Source organism: Paraburkholderia phenazinium, assembly GCF_900141745.1.
In the GTDB taxonomy this organism is placed as follows: domain Bacteria; phylum Pseudomonadota; class Gammaproteobacteria; order Burkholderiales; family Burkholderiaceae; genus Paraburkholderia; species Paraburkholderia phenazinium_B.
Window position 1 is genome coordinate 2,623,630 of record NZ_FSRM01000001.1, and the last position, 25,026, is coordinate 2,648,655.

Consider the following 25,026-nt stretch of genomic DNA (forward strand, 5'->3'; position numbering starts at 1 on the left):
GTAGCCTCACAGGCGGCGCGGGTAAGCGCCGGCCGGTATCGGACAGGGGTATGGCGCTTATTCTTTGGCGGATGGGGCTTTCTGATGGTTGGCGCATTCGGCCGTGAAAACCATGCTGGCCTGGTCGGGCGTCATGGACTGGCCCTCCGGGCCGTAGATGCGCTCGATGATGGCGTTGAGCGCCTGCTGGTCGGCCTTGCCCTGGTAATACTTGGCCGCCTGGTCGAGCGCCTGCGTTTTCGTTTTCTTGTGCATGCGCCACGAGGCGACTTGCCCGGCAATATCGCCGATGGCAAAACATTGATCGTTCACTGTTTGCGCAACCGCCTGCGCGGCTGGTTGCGCGAGGCACATTGCCAGCGCCGCCGTTAACACTGCTCGCTTCATCGCTACGTCCTGTTGTCCGATACGTGGCGGCCCGCAGCGCGGCCGAGGGTATCGGCGAGCGGGGAACCGCAAAACAAAAGGACGTAGTTTACCGAGAAGTGAGCGGCGGCGGCATTCAGACCGGCAAATGGGCTTGCCACGCCACTGCCGGCGCCTCGGATGGAGCCGTACGGCCTTAGCGCAGTCCGCCGCTGGCTACCAGCGTCTCGCCCGTGATCCACCCAGCGTCATCCGACGCCAGGAACACGGCCACCCGCGCGATATCCTCCGGCTGACCGATACGCCCGAGCGGCGTTTGCGCCACGACCGCGGTTGCCATTTCGGATGCGATGATGCCGCCGTCTTTCGTGCCCTCGGTTTCCACCATGCCCGGATTCACCGAATTGACGCGAATCTTGCGCGGCCCCAGTTCGCGAGCCAGCACGCCCGTGATCGCATCGACGGCGCCCTTGGTGGCCGTGTACACGACGCTGCCCGGCGGCGTGATGCGGCTGACGACCGAGCCGACGTTGACGATGCTGGCACCTTCGCCGAGATGCTTCGAGGCCGCCTGGGTGATCAGCAGCAGCCCGCGCACGTTGACATTGAAGTGCTTGTCGAAGTGCTCTTCCGTGATCTGTTCGACCGGTGCGAAATCATAAACGCCCGAGTTGTTGACGAGGACGTCGAGGCGTCCATACGTTTCGATGGCTGCATCGACGATGCCTTGAGCATCCGCTGCCTTCGAGACGTCGCCACGCACAGCGACTGCCTTGCCGCCGGCTTGCGTGATCGCGGCGACGACCTTGTCGGCACCCGCCTGGCTCGATGCATAGTTGACGACGACCGAGGCGCCTTCTGCCGCGAGCGCCTGGGCGATGGCGGCGCCGATACCTTTCGATGCACCGGTTACGACGGCTACTTTGCCTGTGAGTTTGGCCACGATTGCTTCCTTTGAGAGGTCCATGTAACCGCGCCCGGGCGGGACGATTCCCGCGGGTGCGAACAGGATGGGACTGGAGGCAATGTAGTGGATCGCCGGCCCGGGATCATCGGGCTCGCGGCGAATTCATTTGACGGATGGGGCGAACAATGGGCGGTGTGGTGGGAGTTTGCCCTGCAACTTGCCGGGGAACTTGCAAGGAAATCCGCCCAGAAATTCGTCCGGCCGACCCCGTGCGGGGCCAAACCGCGCGCGAAGCATCAATGCTCGGCCGGTTGTGCCGCCGAAGCCGGCGTATCGGTTTGCGCGAGGCGGCGCTCGAGCAGCGCCTTCGATTCCTGCACCGGTTTGCCCTGCAGTTTATTGAGCGCCTGCTGCAGCATGAAGTCGCCGCTCGAGCCGAACTCCACCGGCGCGCGATCGCGGTCGTGCTGGCGTTGCTCCGGCGTTTCCTTGTCACTCTTTTCTTCGAGCATCTGCACTTCTTCCTGACGGTCCTGTGCGCGCGCTTCGAGTTCCTTCTTCTCGTTCGGGTCCTGAATATTGGCCAGATGATTCGGATAATCGGCTTCGCGTGTCACGAGTGCATCGTCGGGATCGCCATCCGCGAACTGGTCGACGGCCACGTCAGGACGGATGCCGATGTCCTGGATCGAGCGGCCGCTCGGCGTGTAGTAATAAGCCGTTGTGAGACGCAAGGCCGTGTCCTGGGTCAGGGGCACGGAGGTTTGCACAGAGCCCTTGCCGAAAGTGGTCTTGCCGATAATCAGCGCGCGATGCGCATCCTGCAACGCGCCCGCCACGATCTCCGATGCCGACGCCGTGTACGCGTTGGTCAGCACGATCATCGGCACGGTCTTGAAGATCGCCGGCTCGTTTTGCAGCGGGTCGCTCACAAAGGACGGCAGGCGGTAATACGTGTAGCTGTCGCGATAAGCCTGCTTCGAATACTCGACCTGGCCGTTGGTCGTCACCACCACGGAATCGCGTGGCAGAAAGGCACCCGCTACACCGACCGCGCTTTGCACGAGCCCACCACCGTTGTTGCGCAGGTCGAGTACGAGGCCTTTCAGATTCGGTTGTTGCCGGGCGATCTCGGCGAGCTTCACCGCGAGGTCGGGGGTCGTGCGCTCCTGGAAGCTCGTAATGCGCACGTAAGCGTAGCCGGGCGCCGGCGTTCCCGATTTCACGCTTTGCAGATTGATGATCGCGCGCGTAATCGTGAGCGGGAATGTACGGTCTTCGCTCTTGCGGTAGAGCGTGAGCGTGACCTTGGTGCCTGGCGTGCCGCGCATCAGTGCCGCGGCCTGATCGGGCGTCATGCCGCTGACCGGCTTGTCGTCGATGTTGGTGATCAGGTCGCCCGGGCGAATGCCGGCCCGAAACGCGGGCGTGTCCTCGATCGGCGAGATGACCTTGATGAGCCCGTCTTCCGCACCGCTTTCAATGCCGATGCCGGCAAAGCGTCCCGTGATCTGTTCCTGCAGGTCGCGGAAGTCGGTCTTGTCGAGATACGCCGAGTGCGGATCGAGGCTCGACACCATGCCTTTGATCGCAGCGGTCAGGAGCTTGTCGTCGTCGACCGGTTCGACGTATTCCTGCTTGATCTGCCCGAATACTTCGGCAAAGAGTCTGAGCTGATCGAGCGGCAGCGGCGCCGATGGCGGCTGCGCTGCGAACGTGGACAACGGCAGCATCGCCAGCGTGCCGAATGTCAGATTCAGGGCTAAGACACAGGACAATTTCTGCATGATGGCGGCTCGATGTGCGTGATGGCTCATCACACATTAGCGCAGTCATTTCGCTTCCGCAATCACGATGCCAGGCGTGGCAGCCGCGGCATATTTTTGAATATGACCGCGGCGCCATCTTTCATTGAAAACGCTTCATTGCACAGCGGGTTAAGCCCCCTGGCCGGTGGCACTACTGGTCTGCGCGGCCGGCGCCGATGCCGCCGATGCGGCAGCCGGCTGAGCCTGCAGCTTGTCCGGATTGCGCGGATCGTGCAACTGGCTATCCGACCAGCCGCCACCGAGATCGCCAATCAGCGAAGCCGCGTCGAGCAGACGCGACTGCTGCACGCTCAGTGCGGTTTGCTGGTCAGCCAACTGGGTCGCCTGAGCGGTGGCCACCGTCGTGTAATCCACCGTGCCCGCCTGGTATTCGTTGAAGGCGATCTCCGTACCGTGGGTCGCGTCGCGCACGGCAGTATCCAGCGCGTCGGCCTGTTCCGCGAGGATCCGCAAGCCGGACAGATCGTTCTCCACGTCTTCGAATGCAGTCAGCACCGTGCCGCGGTAGTTGGCCACGGCCGCCTGGTAGTTAGCCTTCGCCGCCGCCACTTCACCGCTACGCTCGCCGCCGTCGAAAATCGTTTCGGTGGCGCTGCCGCCGAGCGACCAGACGTAATTGGCGACGTGCAACAAGCCGCCGAGCGGCGACTGCGTAAAGCCGTCCAGCGCCGACAGCGACACCGTCGGGTAGTACGCGGCGACCGCTATCCCGATCGTGGCATTTTCGGCGGCCATCTGGCGTTCAGCGGTCGCAATATCGGGCCGGCGCTGCAGGATCGTCGAAGGGACGCCGACCGGAACCGTCGGCAAGGTGGGCATTGCGGCGCTGTGCGGGATGTTCAGCTCTTCCGGATTCTTGCCGACCAGCACGGCGATCGCGTGCGCGTTCTGGGCTCGTGCGATGCCGAGCGCAATCAGGCTCGCGCGGGCGTTTTCGAGCTGCGTGCGCGCGGTCACGACATCGGAAGGGGCGACCGTGCCGTATTTGTCCTGATTGGAGACCACTTCCAGAAAGTGCTCATAGGCTTTGACGGTGGCTTGCAGCAGATCGATATTGGCATCGCTGGTGCGCAGATCGATCACCGCGGTGGCGAGCGCAATCTGCTCGGACAACGTGGCGTTGGCGAGCGTCGCCTCGCTCGCCTGGGCGGTCGCGGAGTTCTCTTCGATCGTGCGGCGCACCGAGCCCCACAGGTCAAGGTCCCAGCTCACGTTGCCTTCGAGCGAACCCGAATTCACGATCTGCGCGCCGCTGCCCACACTGCGGGTGAAGCTCGAACTCGTCGAACCGGCGGAGGCACGCTGCCGGGTGCCCGACCCGGTCACGCCGATGGTCGGGAAAAGCGCCGAGCGCGCCACCTTCACTTCGGCCAGCGCCTCCTGATAATTCGCATAGTCCTGGGCCACGGTCTGGTTGGAGACCGCGACCTGCGGTTCGAGCTCGTTGAGCAGCGGGTCGTTAAAGCCCGTCCACCACGCGCCCTTCGGGGCGTCGGCGTCGGCCGGCTGGGCTTGCGTCCAGCCCGGCAGCTCGCTGTAGGTGGCGGGCACGTTGACCTGCGGCCGGTGATAGTCCGGGCCCACCATGCAGCCGCCAAGCAGCAGGGCCGCCGCAGCGGCGATCGGTTTACAGGAAATCTTCATCTTCATGCCTTCGTATCCGTTTGCCCCGATTGCCGCGGCGGTCCCATCTGTTCAGCCTGGCGGTTCCACGGCAGTCCGGAAGACCACCTGACCAGTCTGGAGCGCAAGCGGTCCAGGTACAGGTAAATCACCGGCGTCGTGTAAAGCGTAAATACCTGGCTCAGGATCAGGCCGCCCATCACCGTGATACCGAGCGGTTGGCGCAGCGACGCGCCCTGGCCGATGCCGATCGCGAGCGGCACCGCGCCGAGCACCGCGGCGAAGGTGGTCATCATGATCGGCCGCAGACGCACGACTGCGGCATCGTGAATCGCGTCCTTGGCCGTCATGCCTTCCTTGCGCTGCAACTGGATCGCCACGTCCACCATCATGATGCCGTTTTTCTTGACGATACCGATCAGCAGGATGATGCCGATCAGCGCGATCACCGAGAACGGCGTGCCGAAGATCAGCAACGCGAGCGTGGCGCCGATGCCGGCCGAGGGCAATGTCGAGAGAATCGTGAGCGGGTGAATCGAACTCTCGTAGAGCACACCGAGCACGATGTAGACCACGCCGAGCGCCGCCACGATCAGCAACGGGATGGTGCCCGTCGATTGCGCGTACGCCTGCGCGGCGCCCGCGAATGCACCGTGGATGCTGGCCGGCATGCCGATCTCGCGCGACGCCTCGTCGATCGCCTTCTGCGCCGTGCTCAACGACCCGTCGGGCGGCAGGTTGAACGAGATCGTTGCTGCTACCAGCCCGCTCTGATGGTTCACCTGGGTCGACGTATGGTTGTTGACGGAGGTCACCATGGTGGGCAGCGGCACCATCGTTTCGGCCGCGGTGCTGTCCGCGCTGCCGCTCGAACTGCCGCCCTTGCTGTTCGAGATGCTGTTGGTGGTCGCGTTGGCCTCAGCGTTCGAGTTCAGCGAGTTGGTGCTCGACGTGCTCGACGCGGAGCTGATCGCGCTTGCTTGCGTCACACCCGTGACGGTGCCGCCCGGCATTTGCGTTTGCGCGGTGCCGGTCGCATTACCCGCGGCCGTGCTCAGGTAAATCTGGTTGAGCGTCTGCGGATATTGCCAGTACTCCGGCGCCACCTCCATCACCACGAAGTACTGATTGAGCGCGTTGTAGATGGTCGAGACGGTTCGTTGGCCAAACGCGTCATACAGCACATTGTCGATCTGGTTCGGCGCAAAACCGTAACGCGACGCCGTGGGGCGGTTGAAATTGATGTAGGTCTGCAGGCCGTTTTGCTGCAGGTCCGAGTTCACGTCGAGCACTTCGCCGCGCATCTTGCTGAGTGCGGTCACGAGCTTGGGGGTCCAGGCGAACAGCGCGGTGGAGTCTTCGCTCGTCAGCGTGTACTGGTATTCCGCGGCCGACTGCCGTCCGCCGATCCGCAGATCCTGCTGGGCCTGCATGAAGAGACGCGCGCCCGAGACCGCGTTCAGCTTGGGCCGCAGGCGGTTGACCACCTCGGTGGCGGTCGCATGGCGCTGCGCTAACGGCTTGAGCTCGACGAACACGTTAGCGGTGTTCAGCGCACGGCCGCCGGTAAAGCCGGCCACCGACTGCACCGCCGGGTCCTTCTGCACGATCTCCTGCAACTGGGCAAGCTTCTTCTCCATTGCCGAGAACGAGATGCTCTGGTCGGCGATGATCTGCCCGATCAGAATGCCCGTGTCCTGTTCGGGGAAGAAGGTGCCTGGCAGCAGCTTGAGCAGGAACACGTTAGCCACGAGCAGGCCGATCAGCAACAGGATGACCAGCAGTGCGTGGTCCAGCGCAGCCGTGAGCGAACGCGAGTAGGCATTTTTGAAGCGGTCGAATTGCCGCTCGATCCAGACGGCCCAGCGCGCGCGCGAATGGCCGGCGTTGTTGCGGCTCAGCACGTATGCACACATGGCCGGCGTGACCGTCAGCGAGATCACGAGCGAGATCAGGATCGCGATCGACAGCGTCACCGCGAACTCGTGGAACAACAGGCCGACGATGCCCGGCATCAGCAGGATCGGCAGGAACACCGCGATCAGCGAGAGGCTCATCGAGATCACGGTGAAGCCTACTTCGCCGCTGCCTTTCAGCGCGGCTTCTTTCGGACTCAGGCCCATTTCGAGGTGGCGCGTGATGTTTTCCAGCACCACCACCGCATCGTCGACCACGAAGCCGGTGCCGATGGTGAGCGCCATCAGCGACAGGTTATCGATGCTGTAGCCGAGCAGGTACATCGGCCCGAAGGTGCCGACGATCGACAGCGGCAGCGCCACCGCCGGCACCAGCGTGGCGCGCGGCGACTGCAGGAAGATGAACACCACGCCGACCACCAGCAGCACGGCGATAAACAGCGTGCGCTCCGTATCGGCCACCGAGGACCGGACGGACTCCGAACGGTCGACGGCGACCTGTACATGGACGCTGTGCGGCAGCGTCGCCTCGATCGAGGGCAGGACGTTGCGGATCTGCGCGACGGTACTGACGATGTTGCTGCCCGGCATCGGATAAACGATCACCAGCACCGCCGACTTGCCGTTGTAGAGCCCGGCGTTGCGGATATTTTCGTTGGAGTCCCTCACCTGGGCGACGTCGCGCAGCAGCACTGGCGAGCCGTTGCGGTAGGCGACGACAAGGTCCCGGTAGGGCGCCGCCTTCGTAATCTGGTCGTTGGACAACACGACGTAACGCTGGTCGCCCTCGTCGAGGTGGCCCTTGGCGCTATCGGCGTTCGCCGCGGAAATCGCCGCGCGCACGTCTTCGAGGCCGATGCCGTAGCTATTCAGCTTGCCCGGCTGCAACTCGACCCGCACCGATGGCAACGCACCGCCGCCCAGCGTGATCTGACCCACGCCGCTGACCTGCGAGAGCTGCTGCTGGATCACCGAATCCGCGGAGTCGTAAAGCTGTGCCTTGGTGAGCGTGTTCGAGGTCAGCGCGAGCACCATGATCGGCGAATCCGCCGGGTTGTACTGGCGATAGGTCGGATTGCTGCGCAGCGTAGTAGGCAGGTCGGCACGCGCCGCCTGGATGGCCGCTTCGACGTCGCGCGCCGCACCGTTGATGTCGCGGTTCAGGCCGAACTCGACCACGATCATCGACGAGCCGACATAGCTGATCGAAGTCAGCTCTTCGACGTCGGCAATCGTGCCCAGCCGCCGCTCGAGCGGTTCGGCCACCGTCGAGGCCATGTTTTCCGGGCTCGCGCCTGCCATCTGCGCCTGTACCACGATCACCGGGAAGGCGATGTTCGGCAGCGGCGCGACCGGTAGCCGGAAATAGGCGAGCGCCCCCGCGATCAGGATCGCGATGGCCAGAAGCGTGGTCGCGACCGGCCGCTGGATGAATAACGCCGAGATGTTCAAGGCGTGTCCTCCGCCGTACCTGCAGGCGCACCTTCAGCTGGACCTTGCGGCTTGTTGCGGTTGCGCCAGCGCCGCGTGCGTTCGGCCATGCGGTCGAAGAACAGATAGATGACCGGCGTGGTGAAGAGCGTGAGAATCTGGCTCAAGGCGAGGCCGCCGATAATTGCCAGACCCAGCGGCCGGCGCAGCTCCGAACCCGTGCCGGTGCCGAGCAGCATCGGCAGCGCACCGAGCATGGCGGCGAGCGTCGTCATCAGGATCGGCCGGAAGCGCAGCAGCGACGCCTGGAAGATCGCCTCGCGCGGCGGCTTGCCGTGGTTGCGCTCGGCATCGAGTGCGAAGTCCACCATCATGATGGCGTTCTTCTTGACGATACCGATCAGCAGCACGATCCCGATGATGCCGATCACATCGAGATCGCTGCCGGCGATCATCAGGGCGAGCAGCGCACCGATCCCGGCCGAGGGCAGGGTGGAGAGAATCGTCACCGGATGGATGAAGCTCTCGTACAGCACGCCCAGCACGATATACACGGCCACCAGCGCGGCGATCAGCAGGTACACCTCGCTCGAGAGCGAATCCTGGAACGCCTGCGCCGCGCCCTGCAGCGACGAGGTGATCGACGGCGGCAGATTGACCGCCTGTTCGGCCTCGTGGATCTGTTTCACCGCCGTGCTCAACGACGCGTCCTTCGCGAGGTTGAACGAGATGGTGACGGACGGGAACTGCGCCAGATGGCTGATCACGAGCGGCGACTTGACGATCTGGATCTTCGCGATGGCCGACAACGGCACCTGGCCGCTGCTGCTGGTCTGGCTCGGCAGGTACAGGTTACCCAGCGACCCCACGTTAGGCAGCGATTCCGGTTTGGCGACGAGGATCACGCGGTACTGGTCCGACTGCTGGAAGATGGTCGAGACGATCCGTTGACCCAGCGCGTCGTAGAGCGCGTTGTCGATGGTCGCCGGCGTGATGCCGAAACGCGCGGCCAGTTGCCGGTTGACTTCGACGTTCACGCTCATGCCGTCGGTGTTCATATCGCTTTGCACATCGGCGAGCGACGGAATCTTCTGCAGGCGCGCAATCAGTTCAGGCACGTACTTCTGGAATGCCTGCTGGCTCGGTCCACGCAGCACGAAGCTGTACTGGTTCGGCGAGACCGTCGTGTCGAGCGTCAGATCCTGTTCCGGCTGCATAAATAGCTTGATGCCGGGCACATTGGCGACTTCCGTCTGCAGGCGCCGCGCGATCTCCTGCGCGGTGTCCGAGCGCTTGTCGTGGTCGCGCAGATTGATCAGGAAGCGACCGTTGTTGAGCGTGGAGTTGGTGCCGTCGATTCCCACATACGAGGTGAGGGAGACCACGTCGGGATCCTTCAGGAGCTGATCGGCGAGCGCGCGCTGGCGCGTCACCATCGCCTTGTAGGACACCGAGTTGTCGGCCACGCTGATGCCCTCGATGACGCCAACGTCCTGCACCGGGAACAGGCCCTTCGGAATCACGATGTACAGCACGGCGGTCAGCACGAGGGTGAGGACGAACACCACCAGCGTGAGCAACTGGTGATCGAGCACCCAGCGCAGGCCCTTGTCGTAGGCAGAGAGCGTCTTGTCGAAGAGGCCTTCGCTGATCCGCTCGAAGCGGCTCGGATGGCGTTCGGCCTGGGCGCGCAAGAGCCGCGCGCACAGCATCGGCACGACTGTCAGCGAGACCACGGCCGACAGCACGATGGTGACCGCGAGCGTGACCGCGAATTCGCTGAAGAGGCGCCCGATCACGCCGCCCATGAAGAGCAGCGGAATCAGCACGGCGATCAGCGAGATGGTCAGCGAGAGAATCGTGAAACCGATCTGCCCGGCGCCTTCGAGCGCGGCCTCGAGCGGGGTTTTACCCTCCTCGAGATAGCGCACGATGTTCTCGATCATCACGATCGAATCGTCGACCACGAAGCCGGTGGCAATAATCAGCGCCATCAGCGAGAGATTGTCGATCGAGTAGTTCAGCTGGTACATCACGGCCAGCGTGCCGATCAGCGAAACCGGTACCGACACGCTCGGGATGAGCGTGGCCGGCACGTTGCGCAGGAACACGAAAATCACCGCCACCACCAGCACGATGGCGAGTATCAGTTCGATTGCGGCGTCGGAGACCGACGAGCGGATCACGCCCGTGCTGTCCGAAACGACTGTGACCTTCATGCCCGCCGGCAGCGTCGATTCGAGCTGCGGCAACTCCTTCATGATCTGGTTGACGGTGGCGATCACGTTGGCGCCCGGCTGGCGCTGCACGTTCAGCACGATCGCGGGCGTCCCGTTGTACCAGGCGCCGCGCTCGACGTCCTGGGCGGCCGAGGTTACACGGGCGACGTCGCGCATGAACACCGGCGCGCCGTTCTGGTAGGCGATTACCGTGTTCAGGTAGTCCTTCGGATCGGAGATCTGGTCGTTGCCGTTGATCGTGTAGTCGAGGTCCGGACCGTCGAAATTACCCTTCGGCTGGCTGACGTTGACGTAGCTGAGGAGGGTACGCAGATCGTCGATATTCAGGCCGTAAGCGGCCAGCTTCTGCGGGTCGGCTTCGACCCGGATGGCCGGCACGTTGCCGCCGCTGGTCGTCACGACACCCACGCCCGAGACTTCCGAAATCTTGGTGCCGAGGCGGTTGTTGGCGGCGTCCTCGAGTTGCGTCAGCGACATCGAACTGGAGGTGACCGCGAGCGTCAGGATCGGCTGGTCGGCCGGATTGACCTTGGCGTAGGTCGGCGGCGCGGGCAGGCCGCTTGGCAGGAAGCTGTTGGCCGCGTTGATGGCCTGCTGGACGTTCTGCTCGGCGACGTCCAGGTTCAGCGACAGGTCGAACTGCAGCGTGATGACCGAGGCGCCGTCCGAACTGTACGAGGTCATCTGCTGCAGGCCGGGAATCTCGCCCAGTTGCACCTCGAGTGGCGCGGTCACCGTGGTGGCCATCACGTCCGGACTCGCGCCCGGATAGAAGGTCTGCACCTGGATGGTCGGATAGTCGACGTTAGGCAGCGAAGAGACCGGCAGCACGCGTACCGCGACGAGGCCGACCAGCACCATGGCGATCATCAGCAGCAGCGTGGCTACGGGTCTAAGAATAAACAGACGGGAGATATTCATCGGCGAGTGGATCCGCGTCTACGAAGCTGCGTCGGCGGAGGCGGCGCTCGCCCCCGAGGCACCGCCCTGGCCGTGCTTGTGATGGCCGTGCGCGCCGCTCGCGGCAGCCGCTGGCGCGGCCGAGTCTGCGTCCGTGTCTGATGCCGTTGCCGAATCCGAAGCTGCGGCGCCCGAAGCTGCGGCACCCGAAGCCGCGCTACCCGAAGCCGCGCTACCCGAGGCGGCCCTCGCAGGCGCAGCCTTGATCGGCGCGCCGTCGCTCAGCCGGTCGGTACCGTCCGTCACGACGATGTTGCCGGCCGACAGCCCCGCCGTGATGACCGTGTTCTTGCCGTCGCTCGGTCCGAGCGTGACCTTATGCACGGAGACGGTGTTGTTGGCATTCACGAGATACACGTAGTCGCCAGGCGCGCCGGTCTGCACGGCCGGCGTCGGCACCAGTACGGCGTTCTGCATCGTATCGACCAGCAGCTTGACGTTCACGAACTCGTTCGGGAACAGCGCTTCGTCGTCGTTGGCGAAGGTAGCCCGCAACGTGACCGTTCCGGTAGCCGTCGCCATCTGGTTGCTCGCCGCGTACAGCGTGCCGACCGCGATCTGCTTCGAGTTGTCGCTGCTGAAGGCGGTGACCGGCAGGCTGGCGCCGGTGCCCATGCGTTGCAGCACCGCGGCGAGCGAGTCCTGCGGCACGGTGAACTGCACTGTGGTGGGCTTCATCGTCGTGATGACCACGATGCCCGGCGAGGACGAAGCCGTGACGTAGTTGCCCGGATCGACGAGACGCAGGCCGACGCGTCCGGATACCGGCGCGGTGATACGGCAGTACGCGAGGTCGAGCTCGAATTGTGCGATGTTCGCCAGATCCGATTTGACCGTGGCCTCATCCTGCTGGACGAGGAACTGCTGGTCGACGAAGGTCTGCTCGGCGATCGACTTGTGCTCGTTCAACTGTTCAAAGCGCGCGAGATCGGAGCGGGCCTGGGCGAGCGAGGCCTTGTCCTTCGCGAGCGCCGCCTGAGCCTGCTGCAGGTCGATCTCATACTGACGCGGATCGATCTGGGCGAGGAACTGGCCTTTCTTGACGTCCTGGCCTTCCTGATAGCCCACCTCCGTCAGATAGCCGCTCAGTTGCGGCAGCACGGTCACGGTTGCGGTAGGCGTTACGGTGCCCAGTTCGCTCAAGGTCACGGGCATCGAGCCGAGGGTGGCGGTTGCAACGGTCACCACTTGCGGGGCGGCGCCTCGGGCGGGTTTCTTCTGCCCGAGGATGTGCACAACCACGAGCGCGACCAGCGCCAGCACTACGACCACGAACAGGATTAACCTGACGCGCGAGCGCTTGGGCTGCGTGGACACGGCTTCGCTCATATCAATCTCCGGAAACGGGTGTTGCGTTTGATGATGGGGCTGGCCCGGCCAACGCGGGCGAGGCCGGAAAGAACTACTCGTACCCGTTTCCGCAACCGGTTCAATTGTCCGGTTAGCGGCCGCAGGCCAAGGTGAAAAAGAGAGATTTCCCACAACTGCGGAAAAGTGCCACGTTTACTGCGCGTTGTCACCATCCAACGATCCCTTTCTTTCTGTTTGATGAAGGCGGCAGCAAAAGCCGGCGAAAAGTCCCAGCTCATGAAGACCCTGGCTGCGGCGTGCCTTCGGGCACGAACAGATAACCGCGGCCGCGCACCGTCTGAATGAAGCGCGGCGCGGAGGGATCGGCTTCGAGGATGCGGCGCAGGCGCCACACCTGCACATCGATGCCGCGATCGGTGCCGTCGTATTCCGGGCCGTGCAGCAACTCGATCAGGCGTTCGCGGGTCAGCGCATGCATCGGATTGTCGACGAACACGCGCAATAACGCGAACACACTATCCGCCAGCATCAGCGGGCGGCCACGTTGCATCAGCGTGCGCGACTGAAAGTCGAGCGTAAAGGTGCCGAAGGCAAACGGCTCGCGCAGTTCGGGCGCCGCTGCCGAGGGCTGCGTGCGGCGCCGCAGCACAGCCTGCACGCGGGCCAGCAACTCGCGCGGATTGAACGGCTTGGCGAGAAAATCGTCCGCGCCCAGTTCGAGGCCTTTGATTCTATCCGCAGGGTCGGCCTTCGCCGTCAGGATGATGACCGGAATGTCGTCTCCGGTGGCGCGCAGCTTGCGCAGCGCGGTCAGGCCATCAATGTCCGACATCATCAGGTCGAGGACGATCAGATCGGGACGTTCGCGTTCGAGCCGACGCTCGAGCGAACTCGCGTCGTGCAGCACAGAGACCTCGAAGCCTACTTCGCCCAGATAGATGCGCAACAGGTCGCGCAGATCGGCGTCATCGTCGACAACCAGAATTTGAATAGCCATGCGCAGGAGTTTAATGTGCCGAGGCCCGCTTGCCGCGCCCTGCGGCCTACAAAGACATTGCGAGGAGTTACGAAGAAGGCGCTGTGTAAAAGGCCGTAATAGTAAAGGCTGTTCGTAAGGGCAGCAGTCCTCACATTGCACAAATGTAATGTGATGAAGGCAATTTGTCGGAAATGTGGAAATGGCAGGATTGCCATGGATCGCGCATCGAAGACACGCGATCCATCGTGCAACAGCGTGGACGTCAGAACGACGTGCCGATCTGGAACTGGAACTTCTGGTACTGGTCGCCGGCGTGCTTGATGAGCGGCAAGCCGAAGTCGAGCTTGAGCGGGCCGATTGGGGAAATCCATTCGAGGCCGGTACCGTAGCTGTAGCGCAGACCGTTGGCGCCGGTGCTGTTGCCTTCGGTGCCCCAGACGTTGCCGCCGTCGAAGAACGTGAAGATGCGCAGCGTGCGGTCGTAGCCGGTGCCCGGCAGCGGGAAGGTCAGTTCGATATTGCCGACCAGCAGCTTCGAGCCGCCGATCGGATCGCCCGTGGTCGCATCGCGCGGACCCAGCGAACTCGGCTCATAGCCGCGCACCGAACCGATACCGCCGGCGTAGTAGTTCTTGAAGATCGGGTACGGCTCGCCGCCGAGGCCGTTACCGTAACCGCCCTGGAAGTTCAGGCCCAGCACGAAGCCTTTCGCAAACGAGTAGTAATACTGCGCCTGGAAATCGGTCTTGTAGTACGTGGTGCGGGCGATCGGCGTGCCGTACTCGGCGTTGAACTGCGTGAAGTAGCCGCGGCTCGGCACCAGTGCGCTGTCGCGATTGTCGCGCGACCAGCCAAGCGTCAGCGGCACGTTGTTCGACACGCGGCCGAAGTCGTTCACGTAGTCGATATAGCTTTGCGGCGTGGTGGAATCGACGTCCAGACGGTTCTGCTCGATACCGGTGCCGAAGTAGACCATGTCCGACTCGGAGAACGGCACGCCGAACTTCAGGTCGGCGCCGAGCGTAATGATCCGGAAACTCGTATCGGTGACGTTCGAGTAGTAGAGCGGTTCGCTAGTGCGGTAGTAGACGTCGGTAATGCGCTTGATGCCGTCCACCGTGAAGTATGGGTCGACCTGTGTGACCGTCAGCGTACGGAACGTCGTCGCGGTATTCACGTTCACCGCGAGGCTCGTACCCGAACCGAACACGTTGTCCTGCGACACGCCTGCCGAAATGATCGGGCCTTCGCCGGAACCGTAGCCAAGACCGAGAGTAACGGAGCCGGTCGGCTTTTCCGTCACCTTCACGGCGATGTCGACTTCGTCGGCGGTGCCTTCGACTGGCACGGTGGTGACGTCGACATCCGTGAAGTAGCCGAGACGGTTGATCCGGTCTTTCGACAGCGCAAGGCGGCTCGAATCGAACCACGAGCTTTCGAGCTGACGCATTTCGCGGCGGATCACTTCGTCGCGCGTGCGGGTGTTGCCCACGATGTTGATGTTCCGCACGTACACGCGGCGGCTCGGATCCACCTGCAGCGTCAGGTCGACTGTATGGTGTTGCTGGTCGATCTGCGGCTCCGCGTTCACGGTTGCGAACGCGTAACCGTATTCACCGAGCTTGTCGACCACGGCCTTCGTGGCAGCCTTCAGCTTGGCAGCGGAAAATCGGTCGCCCGGTTTGATCTTGACGAGTTTCGTCAGCTCTGCCTGGCGATCGAGCAGGTTGCCGGACAGACGGATGCCCGAAATCGTGTACGGCTCGCCCTCATGCAGCGTGAGCGTGAGGTACATGTCCTTCTTGTCCGGCGACAGCGAGACCTGGGTCGAATCGATATTGAACTCGAGGTAGCCGCGGTCGAGGTAATACGAGCGCAGGTTTTCGAGGTCGGTAGTCAGCTTGTCTTTTGCGTACACATCGTTCTTGGAGTACCACGAGAACCAGTTTGGCGTGGACTCCTGCATTTCGTCGTGCAGCGTGCCGTCGCTGAACACCTTGTTGCCGATGAAGTTGACCTGGCGGATCTTCGCGCTCGGACCTTCGATCACCGAGAACAGCAGGCCGACGCGATCGCGGTCGATCGGCGTGACCGTGGTCGTGACTTCGGCGGCATAGAAGCCGCGGGTCAGGTACTGGCGCTTGAGCTCCTGCTCGGCGCGGTCGACCAGCGACTTGTCGTAATAGCGGCCGAGCGACAAGCCGACCGAGCTTAGTGCCTTGTTCAGGTTGTCCTTGTCGAATTCATGGAGGCCCGAGAAATCGATCGTGCCGATGGCGGGGCGTTCCTCCACCTGCACGACGACGACGTTACCTTCGGTCGAAATCCTGACGTCATTGAAGAAGCCCGTTGCGTACAGCGCGCGGATCGCGGCGGACGCCTTGTCGTCGGTGAACGTGTCGCCCTGCTTGATGCTCAGGTAGGAGAAAACGGTGTTCGGTTCGACCCGCTTGAGGCCTTCGAGCCGGATATCGCGCACCACGAAAGGCGTGACGGCGAAGGCCGAGACGGAGGTGACGCTCAGGCCGATCAGTGTCAGCGCCCTTACATGGCGGGCCGATAGTGTTTCAAGGTTCATACGTGCTGACAGGAGAGACAGACAATAGGAGGATCGCAGGTACATCATTAGCCGATGCCGAAGTGCGAGCGCGAACTTGCTACAAAAGGAGGAATATGGCCGCGCTACTGGAGCCGGGCACTGCGGACGCCGTCCACTTTGGCGAGACCCGTTACGAGCGAAAGCACTTCGGTCATGTGCCGCGCGTCGGCGCGATGCATGCGAAACGAGAGCTCGGCGCCGCCGGGGAGACGAAACGAGAGAAGCAGATGAGAGGACTCGCCTTTATCTTTGCCGACGGCCCAGGCTTCGCAGGGCATGGCGAACTTGACGTCGTCTTTCTTTTCGCGCACGCGCGCTGACCAGCCAATAGCATTGGAAATAGCGGCCAGCAGTTCATGCATGACGGAGTAGTGCAGGGCGATGCTGTCGGGCTGATTGCCTTTGAGCATGAGGTATTGACCATCGCCGGTCAGTTCGAAGGAATGCAGGGAATGAATTGCTAGGGCTACCGGCGGTGACATGGATGCACTCCCAAACAATATTGGAGGCCGAGTCTATGTGAGAAGCCGCGCGGCGAGGTTACTTGCGGTTTACCGATTCTTCCTTTCAGGCGGAGGGCAAACCAATGAGGGTGTAGGGGGCGTGTTAGCGGGGACGGGGGAAGAAGAAAGCAGGTGCCCCCGCAGCAATGTTCTCAACTTAAGCCCCATTGCATCAGGAGAGTTTGTACGCGAGATGGAAATGGGCACGGCTTTTCCGGGTGTCGCTGGACAAGAGCGAAGCCTGCCGAATGGCGCCTCGACTTTCAACGACCGATTTGCAGACTTTTCCGCACGAATTGGGATGGCATGCGGGGTAAAAACCTTCAGGAGCTAAACAAGCTTCGCGTCGCGGCCTCCTGATCTTTGCAGTCCTGCTGAATCAGGCGCAACCCGCTGCTCAACCCCGATACGGACGCCTGACCATGAAACAGCAGAGCGCTACCACGCCGCTCGCGCTTTCCTGCACGCGAAGCGCAACGCTCACCTCCCCATGGTTCGTGCAGCGCACCGAATACAACCCCGCGCTGGCCACGTACCTGCCGCTCGTGAATGGCGAGACCGCCTTCGCGGCGGTGTTCGACGCCATACGGAACGCGGAGCACAGCATCGATATCCTGTGCTGGGGTTTCCAGCCGTCGATGTATTTCAGACGGGGCAGCGACGCGGCGGGTTCGCCGTCGATCGGTGAACTGCTCGAATACAAGGGCCTCGAAAAACCTCACATCAGGATCCGGCTGCTGGTCTGGAGCGACTCACTGCACGTGGCGTCCTTCTCGGAAGACATGATGCCGGGCAACCACGGGCCAGTCGGGCTGGCGGGGGCTGCACAGGACGGGCGCACCCGCGCCCAGCGGGAATTCGACCAGCTCTGGTACTGGCGGGCCAACCGGAACAATGTCACGCGGATGTCGGCCGGGGCGAGGGCCAATCCGTTTCCCGCAGCGAAATCGGTGGTGACCACGGCATTGAACGCATTGCCGGGCGCGCCAAAACCGCTGGCAAACATTGAATTCGCCACGCGCGATTTCGATCTGAGGGAGCGTGCCGAAATCGCCTGGCGCACGTGGATGAGCGGCCCGGCGGGCGACCCCACGCTGAGAGAGCGGAACACCGCGGCGATGACGGCGGAGCCCTCGCATCACCAGAAGATGGTGCTTGTCGACTACGAGCTTCCCGAGCGGGCCATCGGGTTCGTGATGGGGCACAACACGCTGGATGAATACTGGGACCGGGACGATCACACCTGGCTGCGGCAGGCGCCGCGAATGGGACGCAACGGCCTGCATCCGCGGCAGGACATGTCCGCGAAGGTGACGGGTCCGGTCCTCGAGTACCTGAACGAGAATTTCTGCCAGGCGTGGGACGACGCGACCGGGCAGAACCTGACCCAGGCGCGGGCGGCGCTGGCTTGCCGGCTGAAGCTGCGCCCGGATCACGGTACGCCGGTGATGGCGCAGATCCTTCGCACGCAGTCGCAGCACGGCAAGGACGGCACGAAGGACATCGCGTCGCTGTACCTGCAGGCGGTGAACAACACGACGAGATTCGTGTACATCGAAAACCAGTATTTCCGGTATATGCCGGTGGCCGACAGGCTGCGGGAGAACGTCAACGCGCAGATCAAGGGGGGGCGCAACCCGGCGAAGCATGGTGAGGTCTATCTGTTCGTGGTCACGAACTCGAACGACGACGGCATCGGCCGCGGGACGGTGAGCAGCTACCAGATGCTCGCGGCGCTCGGATATGGCGACCGGATGCCCGGGGTCGAGACACTGGAGAAGAACGACCAGCTTACGCAGCAGGAGCAGACGCTGGAGAAGCAGCTTGCTGACGAACAGGCGGCCAGCCAGCGCGCGATGATGCAGGGCGCGGGTTTCTCGCAGATGCAGGGGCTTGCGAATTACCTGCAGGGCGGCCAGACCCGGCAGGCAGAAATCGGGCAGCAGCTGGAGCAGACGAGGCAGGAGAAACGGCGGGTGGCGAGCGTGAGCCCGGACGGCATGACGAAGGAGGGAGAGCTGGTGCCGCCGCAGGATATGCCGGGGATGAAGGTGCTGGTCTGTACCCTGGTCGCACCGGACACGCCTGCAGGTCAGGCGTGGGATTACGTCTATGTCCACCAGAAGCTGATGATCGTTGACGACGTGTTTACGACGCACGGCTCGGCCAATGTCAACCGGCGCAGCATGGAGGTGGATAGCGAACTGAATATCTGCCATGAGCATGGCGGCCTGACGTCCGCGCTGCGCAAACAGATGTGGGCGCTGCATACGAACAATAGGGGTGCTCAGGATGATGTGTCAAAAGCGTACAAGGCGTGGAGCGACATCATTTCTCAGAACACCAAAAACCAGAGCAGGAAGCAGGCCCCGATGGCGTCCCTCGTAGGCTTCCTGCGGACCTCGCCCACACGCACTTACGAGGATTGACCCATGAGACGAGGCATTCTCATCGCCCTGGTGGCGAGTCTTGCCTGCGCCTGTACGAAGGAGAACCCCTTGGCTTCACTACCCAGCATGAGCGCCGTGCGCGCGAATCTCGCCTTTACCTGCGTGCATGAGGACGGCCACCTGCCGCCGCTCGATCCTGCAGCGGACCAGCTGTTCAGATACGGCCGCTGGCTGCAGAAGCAGGACGGCCCGAAGGACTTTAGCGATATCGCGCGGTATTACCGGATCGCGGCGGCCCACGATCACTACAAGGCCAATACCAACCTTCAGGCGCTGGTGTCGACGGGACTGGCCGATTCGCCTAATGCACCGGAAGAGACGGTCGACCTGGCAATCCAGCTGGTCAAACAGGGCGTGCCGGGCGGCTACTACGACATCGCGCATTACCTCGAACTCGGCTACGGGCTGAAGCAGAACAGCGAGACCGCGTTGCGCTATTTCCGCAAGGCAGCGGATCTGGGCAGTCCGGACGCGCAGTATTACCTCGCGGAGAAACTGGACCCGATCGACGCCGCGCCTGAGGTTGCGCTGCAGATGTACCGGTGCTCAGCGGATCAGGGACATGGCAAGGCCGCAACCTCCCTGGCGATTGGCCGCAAGACAGACAAGTTCTACGCTGAAGCAGTCAGGGCTTTCCAGCAGGGCATCATGGCGGGAAACAGTCAGGCCGCGTCGTTTCTGGAAAATGGCTTCAAGGGTCCCCCACCCGATGATCGCCTGTATTACCTTGCTGTTCAGAACGATCCCGAACGCTCGCACCGCTATGAAGTGATCGGTAAATTCCTCGACGACAACGAAGGTCTGAACCCGAAAGTCCCCGACATTGACCAGATCGTGCCACTGCCGCCGGCGAAACTACCGCCGTGGGACGGCACGTTCCAGTGGGAGAAGGAACAGGCCGCAGCCGTGCCGCCGCAGAAACCCTCCGATGCGCTGGTTGAAAAACTGGCCCGCGAGAAGAGCCTCGACCCGGCGACAGGGCTTCGGGTCAGGACCGCGCATGAAAAGGAACTGGAGAGCCGCGTGCCGCTGGGCACGCTCGTTCGCCCCGGCGAAGTCTGCCCGCAGGACGGCGTGTGGTGTGTCCGGGGATTTGCTTCGGTCAGCTACGACGCGACGCGCCGTTTCAGGAAAGGCGAGACGATGCCGCCACTCGCCCTGAAGGATCCCCGTCTCATTCCTGGCCTGGACTGGCTGCTTGGTATGCGCGTATACCGTACCAATGAGGAATGGAGTCTCAAGGCATACGTCGACGAGGCATAAAGGCGTGAGTCCGGGAGAACATGCGCCGCCCGCTATTTAGTTATCGGGCGGCGTTGACGTGCCGGATACGTATCAGCAATGGAGCCGGATCATTTCAGGAAACAGCAGATACCTGGGCAGTAAGCCACCCCGTCGGCGTTCCTTGCGGATTTCCTGCGCACTTCTCTCAAACACGCTTACGAGGATTGACCCATGAGACGAGGCGTTCTTGTCGCCCTGCTGGCGAGTCTTGTCTGTGCCTGTACCAAGGTGAACCCGTTGGCTTCACTACCTAGCATCAGCGCCGTGCGCGCGAATCTCGCCTTTACCTGCGTGCACGAGGCAGACCATCTGCCGCCGCTCGATCCCGATGCGGACCAGCTGTTCAGATACGGCCGCTGGCTGCAGAAGCAGGACGGCCCGAAGGACTTCGACGATATCGCACGGTATTACCGGATCGCGGCGGCTCACGATCACTACAAGGCCAACACCAACCTTCAGGCGCTGGTGTCGACGGGGCTGGCCGATTCTCCGGATGCACCGAAAGAGACGGTGGACCTGGCAGTGCAACTGGCGAAACAGGGCGTGCCGGGCGGCTACTACGACATCGCGCATTACCTCGAACTCGGGTACGGGCTGAAGCAGAACAGCGAGACCGCGTTGCGCTATTTCCGCAAGGCAGCGGACCTGGGCAGTCCGGACGCGCAGTATTACCTCGCAGAGAAACTGGATCCGATTGACGCCGCACCTGAGGTTGCGCTGCAGATGTACCGGTGCTCAGCGGATCAGGGACATGGCAAGGCCGCGACCTCCCTGGCGATTGGCCGCAAGACAGACAAGTTCTACGCTGAAGCAGTCAGGGCTTTCCAGCAGGGCGTCATGGCTGGAAACAGCATGGCTGCGTCGTTTCTGGAAGACGGCTTCAAGGGCCCTCCACCGGACGATCGCCTGAATTATCTGGCTGTCCCAAACGACCCCGAACGCTCGCGTCGCTACAGAGCGATCCGTAAATTCCTCGACAGGAACGAAGGTCTGAACCCGAAAGTCCCCGACGTCGACCAGATCGTGCCACTGCCGCCGGCACCGCTGCCGCCGTGGGACGGCACGTTCCAGTGGGAGAAGGAACAGGCCGCAGCCGTGCCGCCGCAGAAACCCTCCGATGCGCTGGTTGAAAGGCTGGCCCGTGAGAAGAGCCTCGACCCGGCGACAGGGCTTCGGGTCAGGACCGCGCGTGAAAAGGAACTGGAGAGCCGCGTGCCGCTAGGCACGCTTGTTCGCCCCGGCGAAGTCTGCCCGCAGGACGGCGTGTGGTGTGTTCGGGGATTCGCTTCGGTCAGCTACGACGCGACGCGCCGTTTCAGGAAAGGCGAGACGATGCCGCCACTCGCCCTGAAGGATCCCCGTCCCATTCCTGGCCTGGACTGGCTACTCGGTATGCGCGTATACCGCACCAATGAGGAATGGAGCCTCAAGGCATACGTCGACGAGACATAAAGGCGTGAGTCCGGGCGAATAGCGACGGCACGCTCAATACGATCGAATCGTTGCGCTGGCGTGCTGCGCGCGAAGGCGATCTGGTTGCACAGGCGCAGATGGCGGATGTCTTTGACAAAATAAAAAAGCCTGCCATCGCGGCGTCATTGCGCGCGTGTGCGACTGAACAGAATCCGGATCTAACGCACTAGGGTAGATTGGCAACGAAGCCGAATTATCCGCAGGTCAGCGCCGTATTTCGCGGGTTCGACGCGCAGCACGGCTTGCACGACCATCGCATCCTTGCAGACTGACGTCTTGTCACATGTCGCCCGCCATTTCAGGGCAGGACGGCTAGAGTTTGCTGTCTCTTCCGGATAGAAAATGCATCTGTCCACGCAACGACGTCGGACGCGCGAAAGTAAGTGCCGCCCCGCGCAGGGGCGACACTAAAGGATCACGAACAGATCAGGGAAAGGCAACCGAAAGACCGGACAATCACGCGTTAAAACCACGCGCCATTACCAGTGCCGATGCCCATAGTAGTCATGCCGCGACCACCAGCGATGCCCGTCCCAGTACTGGCCGCTATGCCAACCGATAACCAGCGACGGCGAAACGACAACAGGTGCCGCCACAACCGGTTGATAGGCTACGACAGCAGGCGGCGGAGGCGGCGGTGCATAAACCGGAGCAGGCGCGACATAAACCGGCGCCGGCAACGCCAGGTTGATCCCGATACCGACACCCGCATTGGCGAACTGCGAGACACCGAAGATAGCTGCCCCGAGACCGAGGCTGATCAAGAGTTTGCTTTTCATGTTGACCTCCATACGTGTGGGGATGACGGCTTAACTGTAGCGCTGCGAAAGAACCCTTGAGTTACGCAAATGCAACAAAGCGTGAAGCTTGAAATTTTCCCCATTGCGCGCCAATAGACGCTTTCGGGCGCGGTGTCTGGCGCAGGCGTGAGCGGGCGCAAGCGAGCGGCAACAGATGGTAATAACCGTAAAACGCTTTGCAACAGGACGAGGGGCGCAAAACGCCCGCACCTCGCGCTGAGAAGTGCGCAATCAGTCCCGGCACCGCAGCCCCCGCAATTCAAGGTGCAACTGCACGAGCCACGGTTGTGCGCAGTCGCCGGCAATCGACGCTTCGAAAGCCGGCTTTTCATACACCTGAACCTTGCGGGCAAGATCTGCATCTTCGAACGCACGCCTTGCGTTGACGCGCACCACCAGCGTGATCATTCCTGCACCGAGCAGCATGCCGCCCAGATAGACCAGCGCCGGCATGCCGGCCTCGCTCATGCCGAACATCAGGATCAGGCCAAGACACGGCACAGCCGCAGCGCCCATCGACACCGCGAACAGCAGGAGATTGGCACGCAGCGCGGTCGCAAGACGGGGTTTCAGGGGCATGACCGTGCCGTCGGATAGAGAAGGGGACGAGGGCATCCATGCTGCACGCACGCGACTTACCCAAGACTTACCGGCGGCTACCGGTCGTTGCGGGCGTTCGCGGACCAGCCTATGCGCCGCGGCGAGCGCGGCGTCGCACCGCATCGCATCGACGAGCCGCTGATTGTTTGAGTAAGTAACGGGTAAGTCGCCCGCTCCTAAAGTCGAGACCGCCTGATCCCACTACTTTAGGAACAACCGTGAAAAGACCTTTTTGTCGAAGGTATCCTCTGCTGCTGACGTTTGCGTCCGTGGCGCTGTATTCGGCGAGCACATGGGCACAGGGCGTCCCCGACGCCCAATCCGGCCCCGACGACTCCGGCTTCACCGTCCTGAGCAACGCCACCAACGTGACGCATTGGGGCCTTGGCGTAGGAGCCGGCGTCGCCGCGTCGCCGTACAAAAGCGGCGACACCAAATACACGCCGATTCCGCTGATTTCCTTCGACGACAAATGGATCCATGCCCTCGGCACCACGATCGACCTGAAGATCGGCACCTGGGACAACGTGAGCGTCGCCTTGCGCGGCGACTATGCCCTAGCCGATGGCTACAGGAACGACGACGCGCCCATCCTGAACGGCATGCAGAATCGCAATCCTACGTTCTGGTACGGCCCGGCGCTCGCCTGGAAGACCGGCTTCGGCACGCTGTCGGCCGACTATCTGCTGGGCGGCAACCGCGGCGAGCGGGCCAAGATCGACTACAGCAAGTCGTTCGATTTCGGCAAGTTCTCGCTGCAACCGTATGGTGGCGTCGAATGGCTCAGCAGCGACTACGTCAACTACTATTACGGCGTGCGAGCGTCGGAAGCGCGGGCAGGACGCCCCGAGTACACTGGCACCGCCGCCTACGACGTATCGCTCGGCACGCGCGTCAACTACAGCATCACGCGTCAGCAGAAACTGGTGCTGGACGTGGGCGTCAAGCACTTCACGAGCGGTATCTCCGACAGCCCCATCGTAGGACGCAGTTACCTTCCTGCGGTGCGGCTCGCTTACCTCTATCAGTTCAAATGAGCGCACCATCATGTCCCGGGTAGCCATTGTCGAAGACCACGAGCGCCTCGCGGAGATGGTGCGCCAGGCGCTCGCGGCGGCCGGAATCGAGGCCGATCTGTTCCACACCGTCTCCGAGGCGAGCTACGGCGTGAGCCGCGCCGACTATGACGTGCTGATCGTCGACCGCGGTTTGCCGGACGGCGATGGCCTCGCCTTTCTGCGCACGTTGCGCGCAGCGGGCCAGATGATGCCCTGTCTGATGCTGACCGCGCGCGATGCGCTGCACGACCGCGTCGACGGACTGGAGAGCGGCGCGGACGACTACGTGACCAAGCCGTTCGCCATGAGCGAACTGGTGGCGCGCGTGCGCACGCTGATGCGCCGGCCGCCGGCGCTGTCGGCGCTGGTTGCCGAGTTTGCCGATATCACGGTCGACCCGCAGCAGCACGCCATGCGCTGCGCGCACCGCTCGGTCCAGCTCGCGCAGGCCGAATTGCAGATCATGCTGTGCCTCGTAAAAGCCGGCGGCCAGACCGTTCGCCATGCCGCGCTCGAACATGCGGCCTGGGGCCTCGGCGAAGCCGTTACGCCCAACGCCCTGGAGGTGACCGTACACCGGCTGCGCAAGAAGCTGACGACGGTGGGGACGAGGCTGCGGCTCGCCAACATCCGGGGTGCGGGCTTCGCGCTGCAGGCGACGCCCGCGTCGACCGGCACACCATCATTGTCCTGAGGC

Annotated in this window: 17 protein-coding genes; 5 read left to right on the forward strand and 12 right to left on the reverse strand. The window is 62.9% G+C overall.

Annotated features, from left to right (window positions below):
• Positions 1 to 57: 57 nt before the first annotated feature.
• The 10 genes from BUS06_RS11975 to BUS06_RS12020 all read right to left on the reverse strand — a co-directional run bounded on the left by BUS06_RS11975 (position 58) and on the right by BUS06_RS12020 (position 16,643).
• Entirely contained in the window at positions 58 to 387 is a 330-nt protein-coding gene (locus BUS06_RS11975) for a hypothetical protein (RefSeq protein ID WP_074264452.1), read from the reverse strand.
• A 175-nt stretch (positions 388 to 562) separates the two neighbouring features.
• On the reverse strand, positions 563 to 1,309 hold the full coding sequence (locus BUS06_RS11980; protein WP_074266047.1) for a glucose 1-dehydrogenase: 747 nt from the start codon (positions 1,307 to 1,309) through the stop codon (positions 563 to 565).
• Positions 1,310 to 1,569: 260 nt separating this feature from the next.
• The gene (locus BUS06_RS11985) at positions 1,570 to 3,060 is read right to left on the reverse strand and encodes a S41 family peptidase (RefSeq protein ID WP_143787506.1); all 1,491 of its coding nucleotides are present in this window, start codon (positions 3,058 to 3,060) and stop codon (positions 1,570 to 1,572) included.
• A gap of 150 nt (positions 3,061 to 3,210) precedes the next feature.
• Positions 3,211 to 4,752 (reverse strand): efflux transporter outer membrane subunit, encoded by a 1,542-nt coding sequence (locus BUS06_RS11990; protein WP_074264453.1) that lies wholly within the window; start codon positions 4,750 to 4,752, stop codon positions 3,211 to 3,213.
• Positions 4,749 to 8,093, reverse strand: a complete 3,345-nt coding sequence (locus tag BUS06_RS11995; protein WP_074264454.1) for an efflux RND transporter permease subunit — start codon at positions 8,091 to 8,093, stop codon at positions 4,749 to 4,751. Before BUS06_RS11995 ends, BUS06_RS11990 begins: the two co-directional genes overlap by 4 nt.
• Complete coding sequence (locus tag BUS06_RS12000) at positions 8,090 to 11,233, reverse strand: efflux RND transporter permease subunit (RefSeq protein WP_074264455.1); 3,144 nt, start codon at positions 11,231 to 11,233, stop codon at positions 8,090 to 8,092. The genes BUS06_RS11995 and BUS06_RS12000 overlap by 4 nt, the downstream gene beginning before the upstream one ends.
• A gap of 18 nt (positions 11,234 to 11,251) precedes the next feature.
• A complete protein-coding gene (locus BUS06_RS12005; protein ID WP_083611402.1) occupies positions 11,252 to 12,601 on the reverse strand; it encodes an efflux RND transporter periplasmic adaptor subunit in 1,350 nt (449 codons plus the stop codon).
• Positions 12,602 to 12,857: 256 nt separating this feature from the next.
• Positions 12,858 to 13,580, reverse strand: coding sequence for a response regulator (locus tag BUS06_RS12010; protein WP_074264456.1), 723 nt, complete (start codon positions 13,578 to 13,580; stop codon positions 12,858 to 12,860).
• Positions 13,581 to 13,824: 244 nt separating this feature from the next.
• Complete coding sequence (gene bamA, locus BUS06_RS12015) at positions 13,825 to 16,140, reverse strand: outer membrane protein assembly factor BamA (protein ID WP_083611403.1); 2,316 nt, start codon at positions 16,138 to 16,140, stop codon at positions 13,825 to 13,827.
• A gap of 104 nt (positions 16,141 to 16,244) precedes the next feature.
• Positions 16,245 to 16,643: a hypothetical protein gene (locus tag BUS06_RS12020; RefSeq protein WP_074264457.1), complete on the reverse strand. Its 399-nt coding sequence runs from the start codon at positions 16,641 to 16,643 to the stop codon at positions 16,245 to 16,247.
• A gap of 443 nt (positions 16,644 to 17,086) precedes the next feature.
• Between BUS06_RS12020 and BUS06_RS12025 the strand changes: the two genes are divergently transcribed.
• From BUS06_RS12025 to BUS06_RS12035, 3 genes are all read left to right on the forward strand, one after another.
• Positions 17,087 to 19,093, forward strand: a complete 2,007-nt coding sequence (locus BUS06_RS12025) for a phospholipase D-like domain-containing protein (protein ID WP_074264458.1) — start codon at positions 17,087 to 17,089, stop codon at positions 19,091 to 19,093.
• A gap of 3 nt (positions 19,094 to 19,096) precedes the next feature.
• Entirely contained in the window at positions 19,097 to 20,377 is a 1,281-nt protein-coding gene (locus tag BUS06_RS12030; protein WP_143787508.1) for an SEL1-like repeat protein, read from the forward strand.
• Between the two features lie 192 nt (positions 20,378 to 20,569).
• A complete protein-coding gene (locus BUS06_RS12035) occupies positions 20,570 to 21,850 on the forward strand; it encodes an SEL1-like repeat protein (protein WP_254368825.1) in 1,281 nt (426 codons plus the stop codon).
• Between the two features lie 500 nt (positions 21,851 to 22,350).
• On the opposite strand, the gene BUS06_RS12040 is transcribed toward BUS06_RS12035, so the two are convergent.
• The gene (locus tag BUS06_RS12040) at positions 22,351 to 22,650 is read right to left on the reverse strand and encodes a hypothetical protein (RefSeq protein WP_074264460.1); all 300 of its coding nucleotides are present in this window, start codon (positions 22,648 to 22,650) and stop codon (positions 22,351 to 22,353) included.
• Between the two features lie 252 nt (positions 22,651 to 22,902).
• Positions 22,903 to 23,250: a hypothetical protein gene (locus BUS06_RS12045; protein WP_074264461.1), complete on the reverse strand. Its 348-nt coding sequence runs from the start codon at positions 23,248 to 23,250 to the stop codon at positions 22,903 to 22,905.
• A 239-nt stretch (positions 23,251 to 23,489) separates the two neighbouring features.
• Here BUS06_RS12045 and BUS06_RS12050 point away from each other — a divergent pair, with 239 nt between their 5' ends.
• Positions 23,490 to 24,308 (forward strand): MipA/OmpV family protein, encoded by an 819-nt coding sequence (locus BUS06_RS12050; RefSeq protein ID WP_074264462.1) that lies wholly within the window; start codon positions 23,490 to 23,492, stop codon positions 24,306 to 24,308.
• Between the two features lie 10 nt (positions 24,309 to 24,318).
• The gene (locus tag BUS06_RS12055) at positions 24,319 to 25,023 is read left to right on the forward strand and encodes a response regulator transcription factor (protein ID WP_074264463.1); all 705 of its coding nucleotides are present in this window, start codon (positions 24,319 to 24,321) and stop codon (positions 25,021 to 25,023) included.
• Positions 25,024 to 25,026 lie beyond the last annotated feature (3 nt).

Excerpts from the sequence above, each read along its gene's own strand:
- BUS06_RS11975 (WP_074264452.1), bottom strand. The coding sequence starts at position 387 with ATGAAGCGAGCAGTGTTAACGGCGGCGCTGGCAATGTGCCTCGCGCAA.
- BUS06_RS11985 (WP_143787506.1), bottom strand. The coding sequence starts at position 3,060 with ATGCAGAAATTGTCCTGTGTCTTAGCCCTGAATCTGACATTCGGCACG.
- BUS06_RS11990 (WP_074264453.1), bottom strand. The coding sequence starts at position 4,752 with ATGAAGATGAAGATTTCCTGTAAACCGATCGCCGCTGCGGCGGCCCTG.
- BUS06_RS12000 (WP_074264455.1), bottom strand. The coding sequence starts at position 11,233 with ATGAATATCTCCCGTCTGTTTATTCTTAGACCCGTAGCCACGCTGCTG.
- BUS06_RS12005 (WP_083611402.1), bottom strand. The coding sequence starts at position 12,601 with ATGAGCGAAGCCGTGTCCACGCAGCCCAAGCGCTCGCGCGTCAGGTTA.
- BUS06_RS12010 (WP_074264456.1), bottom strand. The coding sequence starts at position 13,580 with ATGGCTATTCAAATTCTGGTTGTCGACGATGACGCCGATCTGCGCGAC.
- bamA (WP_083611403.1), bottom strand. The coding sequence starts at position 16,140 with ATGAACCTTGAAACACTATCGGCCCGCCATGTAAGGGCGCTGACACTG.
- BUS06_RS12020 (WP_074264457.1), bottom strand. The coding sequence starts at position 16,643 with ATGTCACCGCCGGTAGCCCTAGCAATTCATTCCCTGCATTCCTTCGAA.
- BUS06_RS12025 (WP_074264458.1), top strand. The coding sequence starts at position 17,087 with ATGAAACAGCAGAGCGCTACCACGCCGCTCGCGCTTTCCTGCACGCGA.
- BUS06_RS12030 (WP_143787508.1), top strand. The coding sequence starts at position 19,097 with ATGAGACGAGGCATTCTCATCGCCCTGGTGGCGAGTCTTGCCTGCGCC.
- BUS06_RS12035 (WP_254368825.1), top strand. The coding sequence starts at position 20,570 with ATGAGACGAGGCGTTCTTGTCGCCCTGCTGGCGAGTCTTGTCTGTGCC.
- BUS06_RS12040 (WP_074264460.1), bottom strand. The coding sequence starts at position 22,650 with ATGAAAAGCAAACTCTTGATCAGCCTCGGTCTCGGGGCAGCTATCTTC.
- BUS06_RS12045 (WP_074264461.1), bottom strand. The coding sequence starts at position 23,250 with ATGCCCCTGAAACCCCGTCTTGCGACCGCGCTGCGTGCCAATCTCCTG.
- BUS06_RS12055 (WP_074264463.1), top strand. The coding sequence starts at position 24,319 with ATGTCCCGGGTAGCCATTGTCGAAGACCACGAGCGCCTCGCGGAGATG.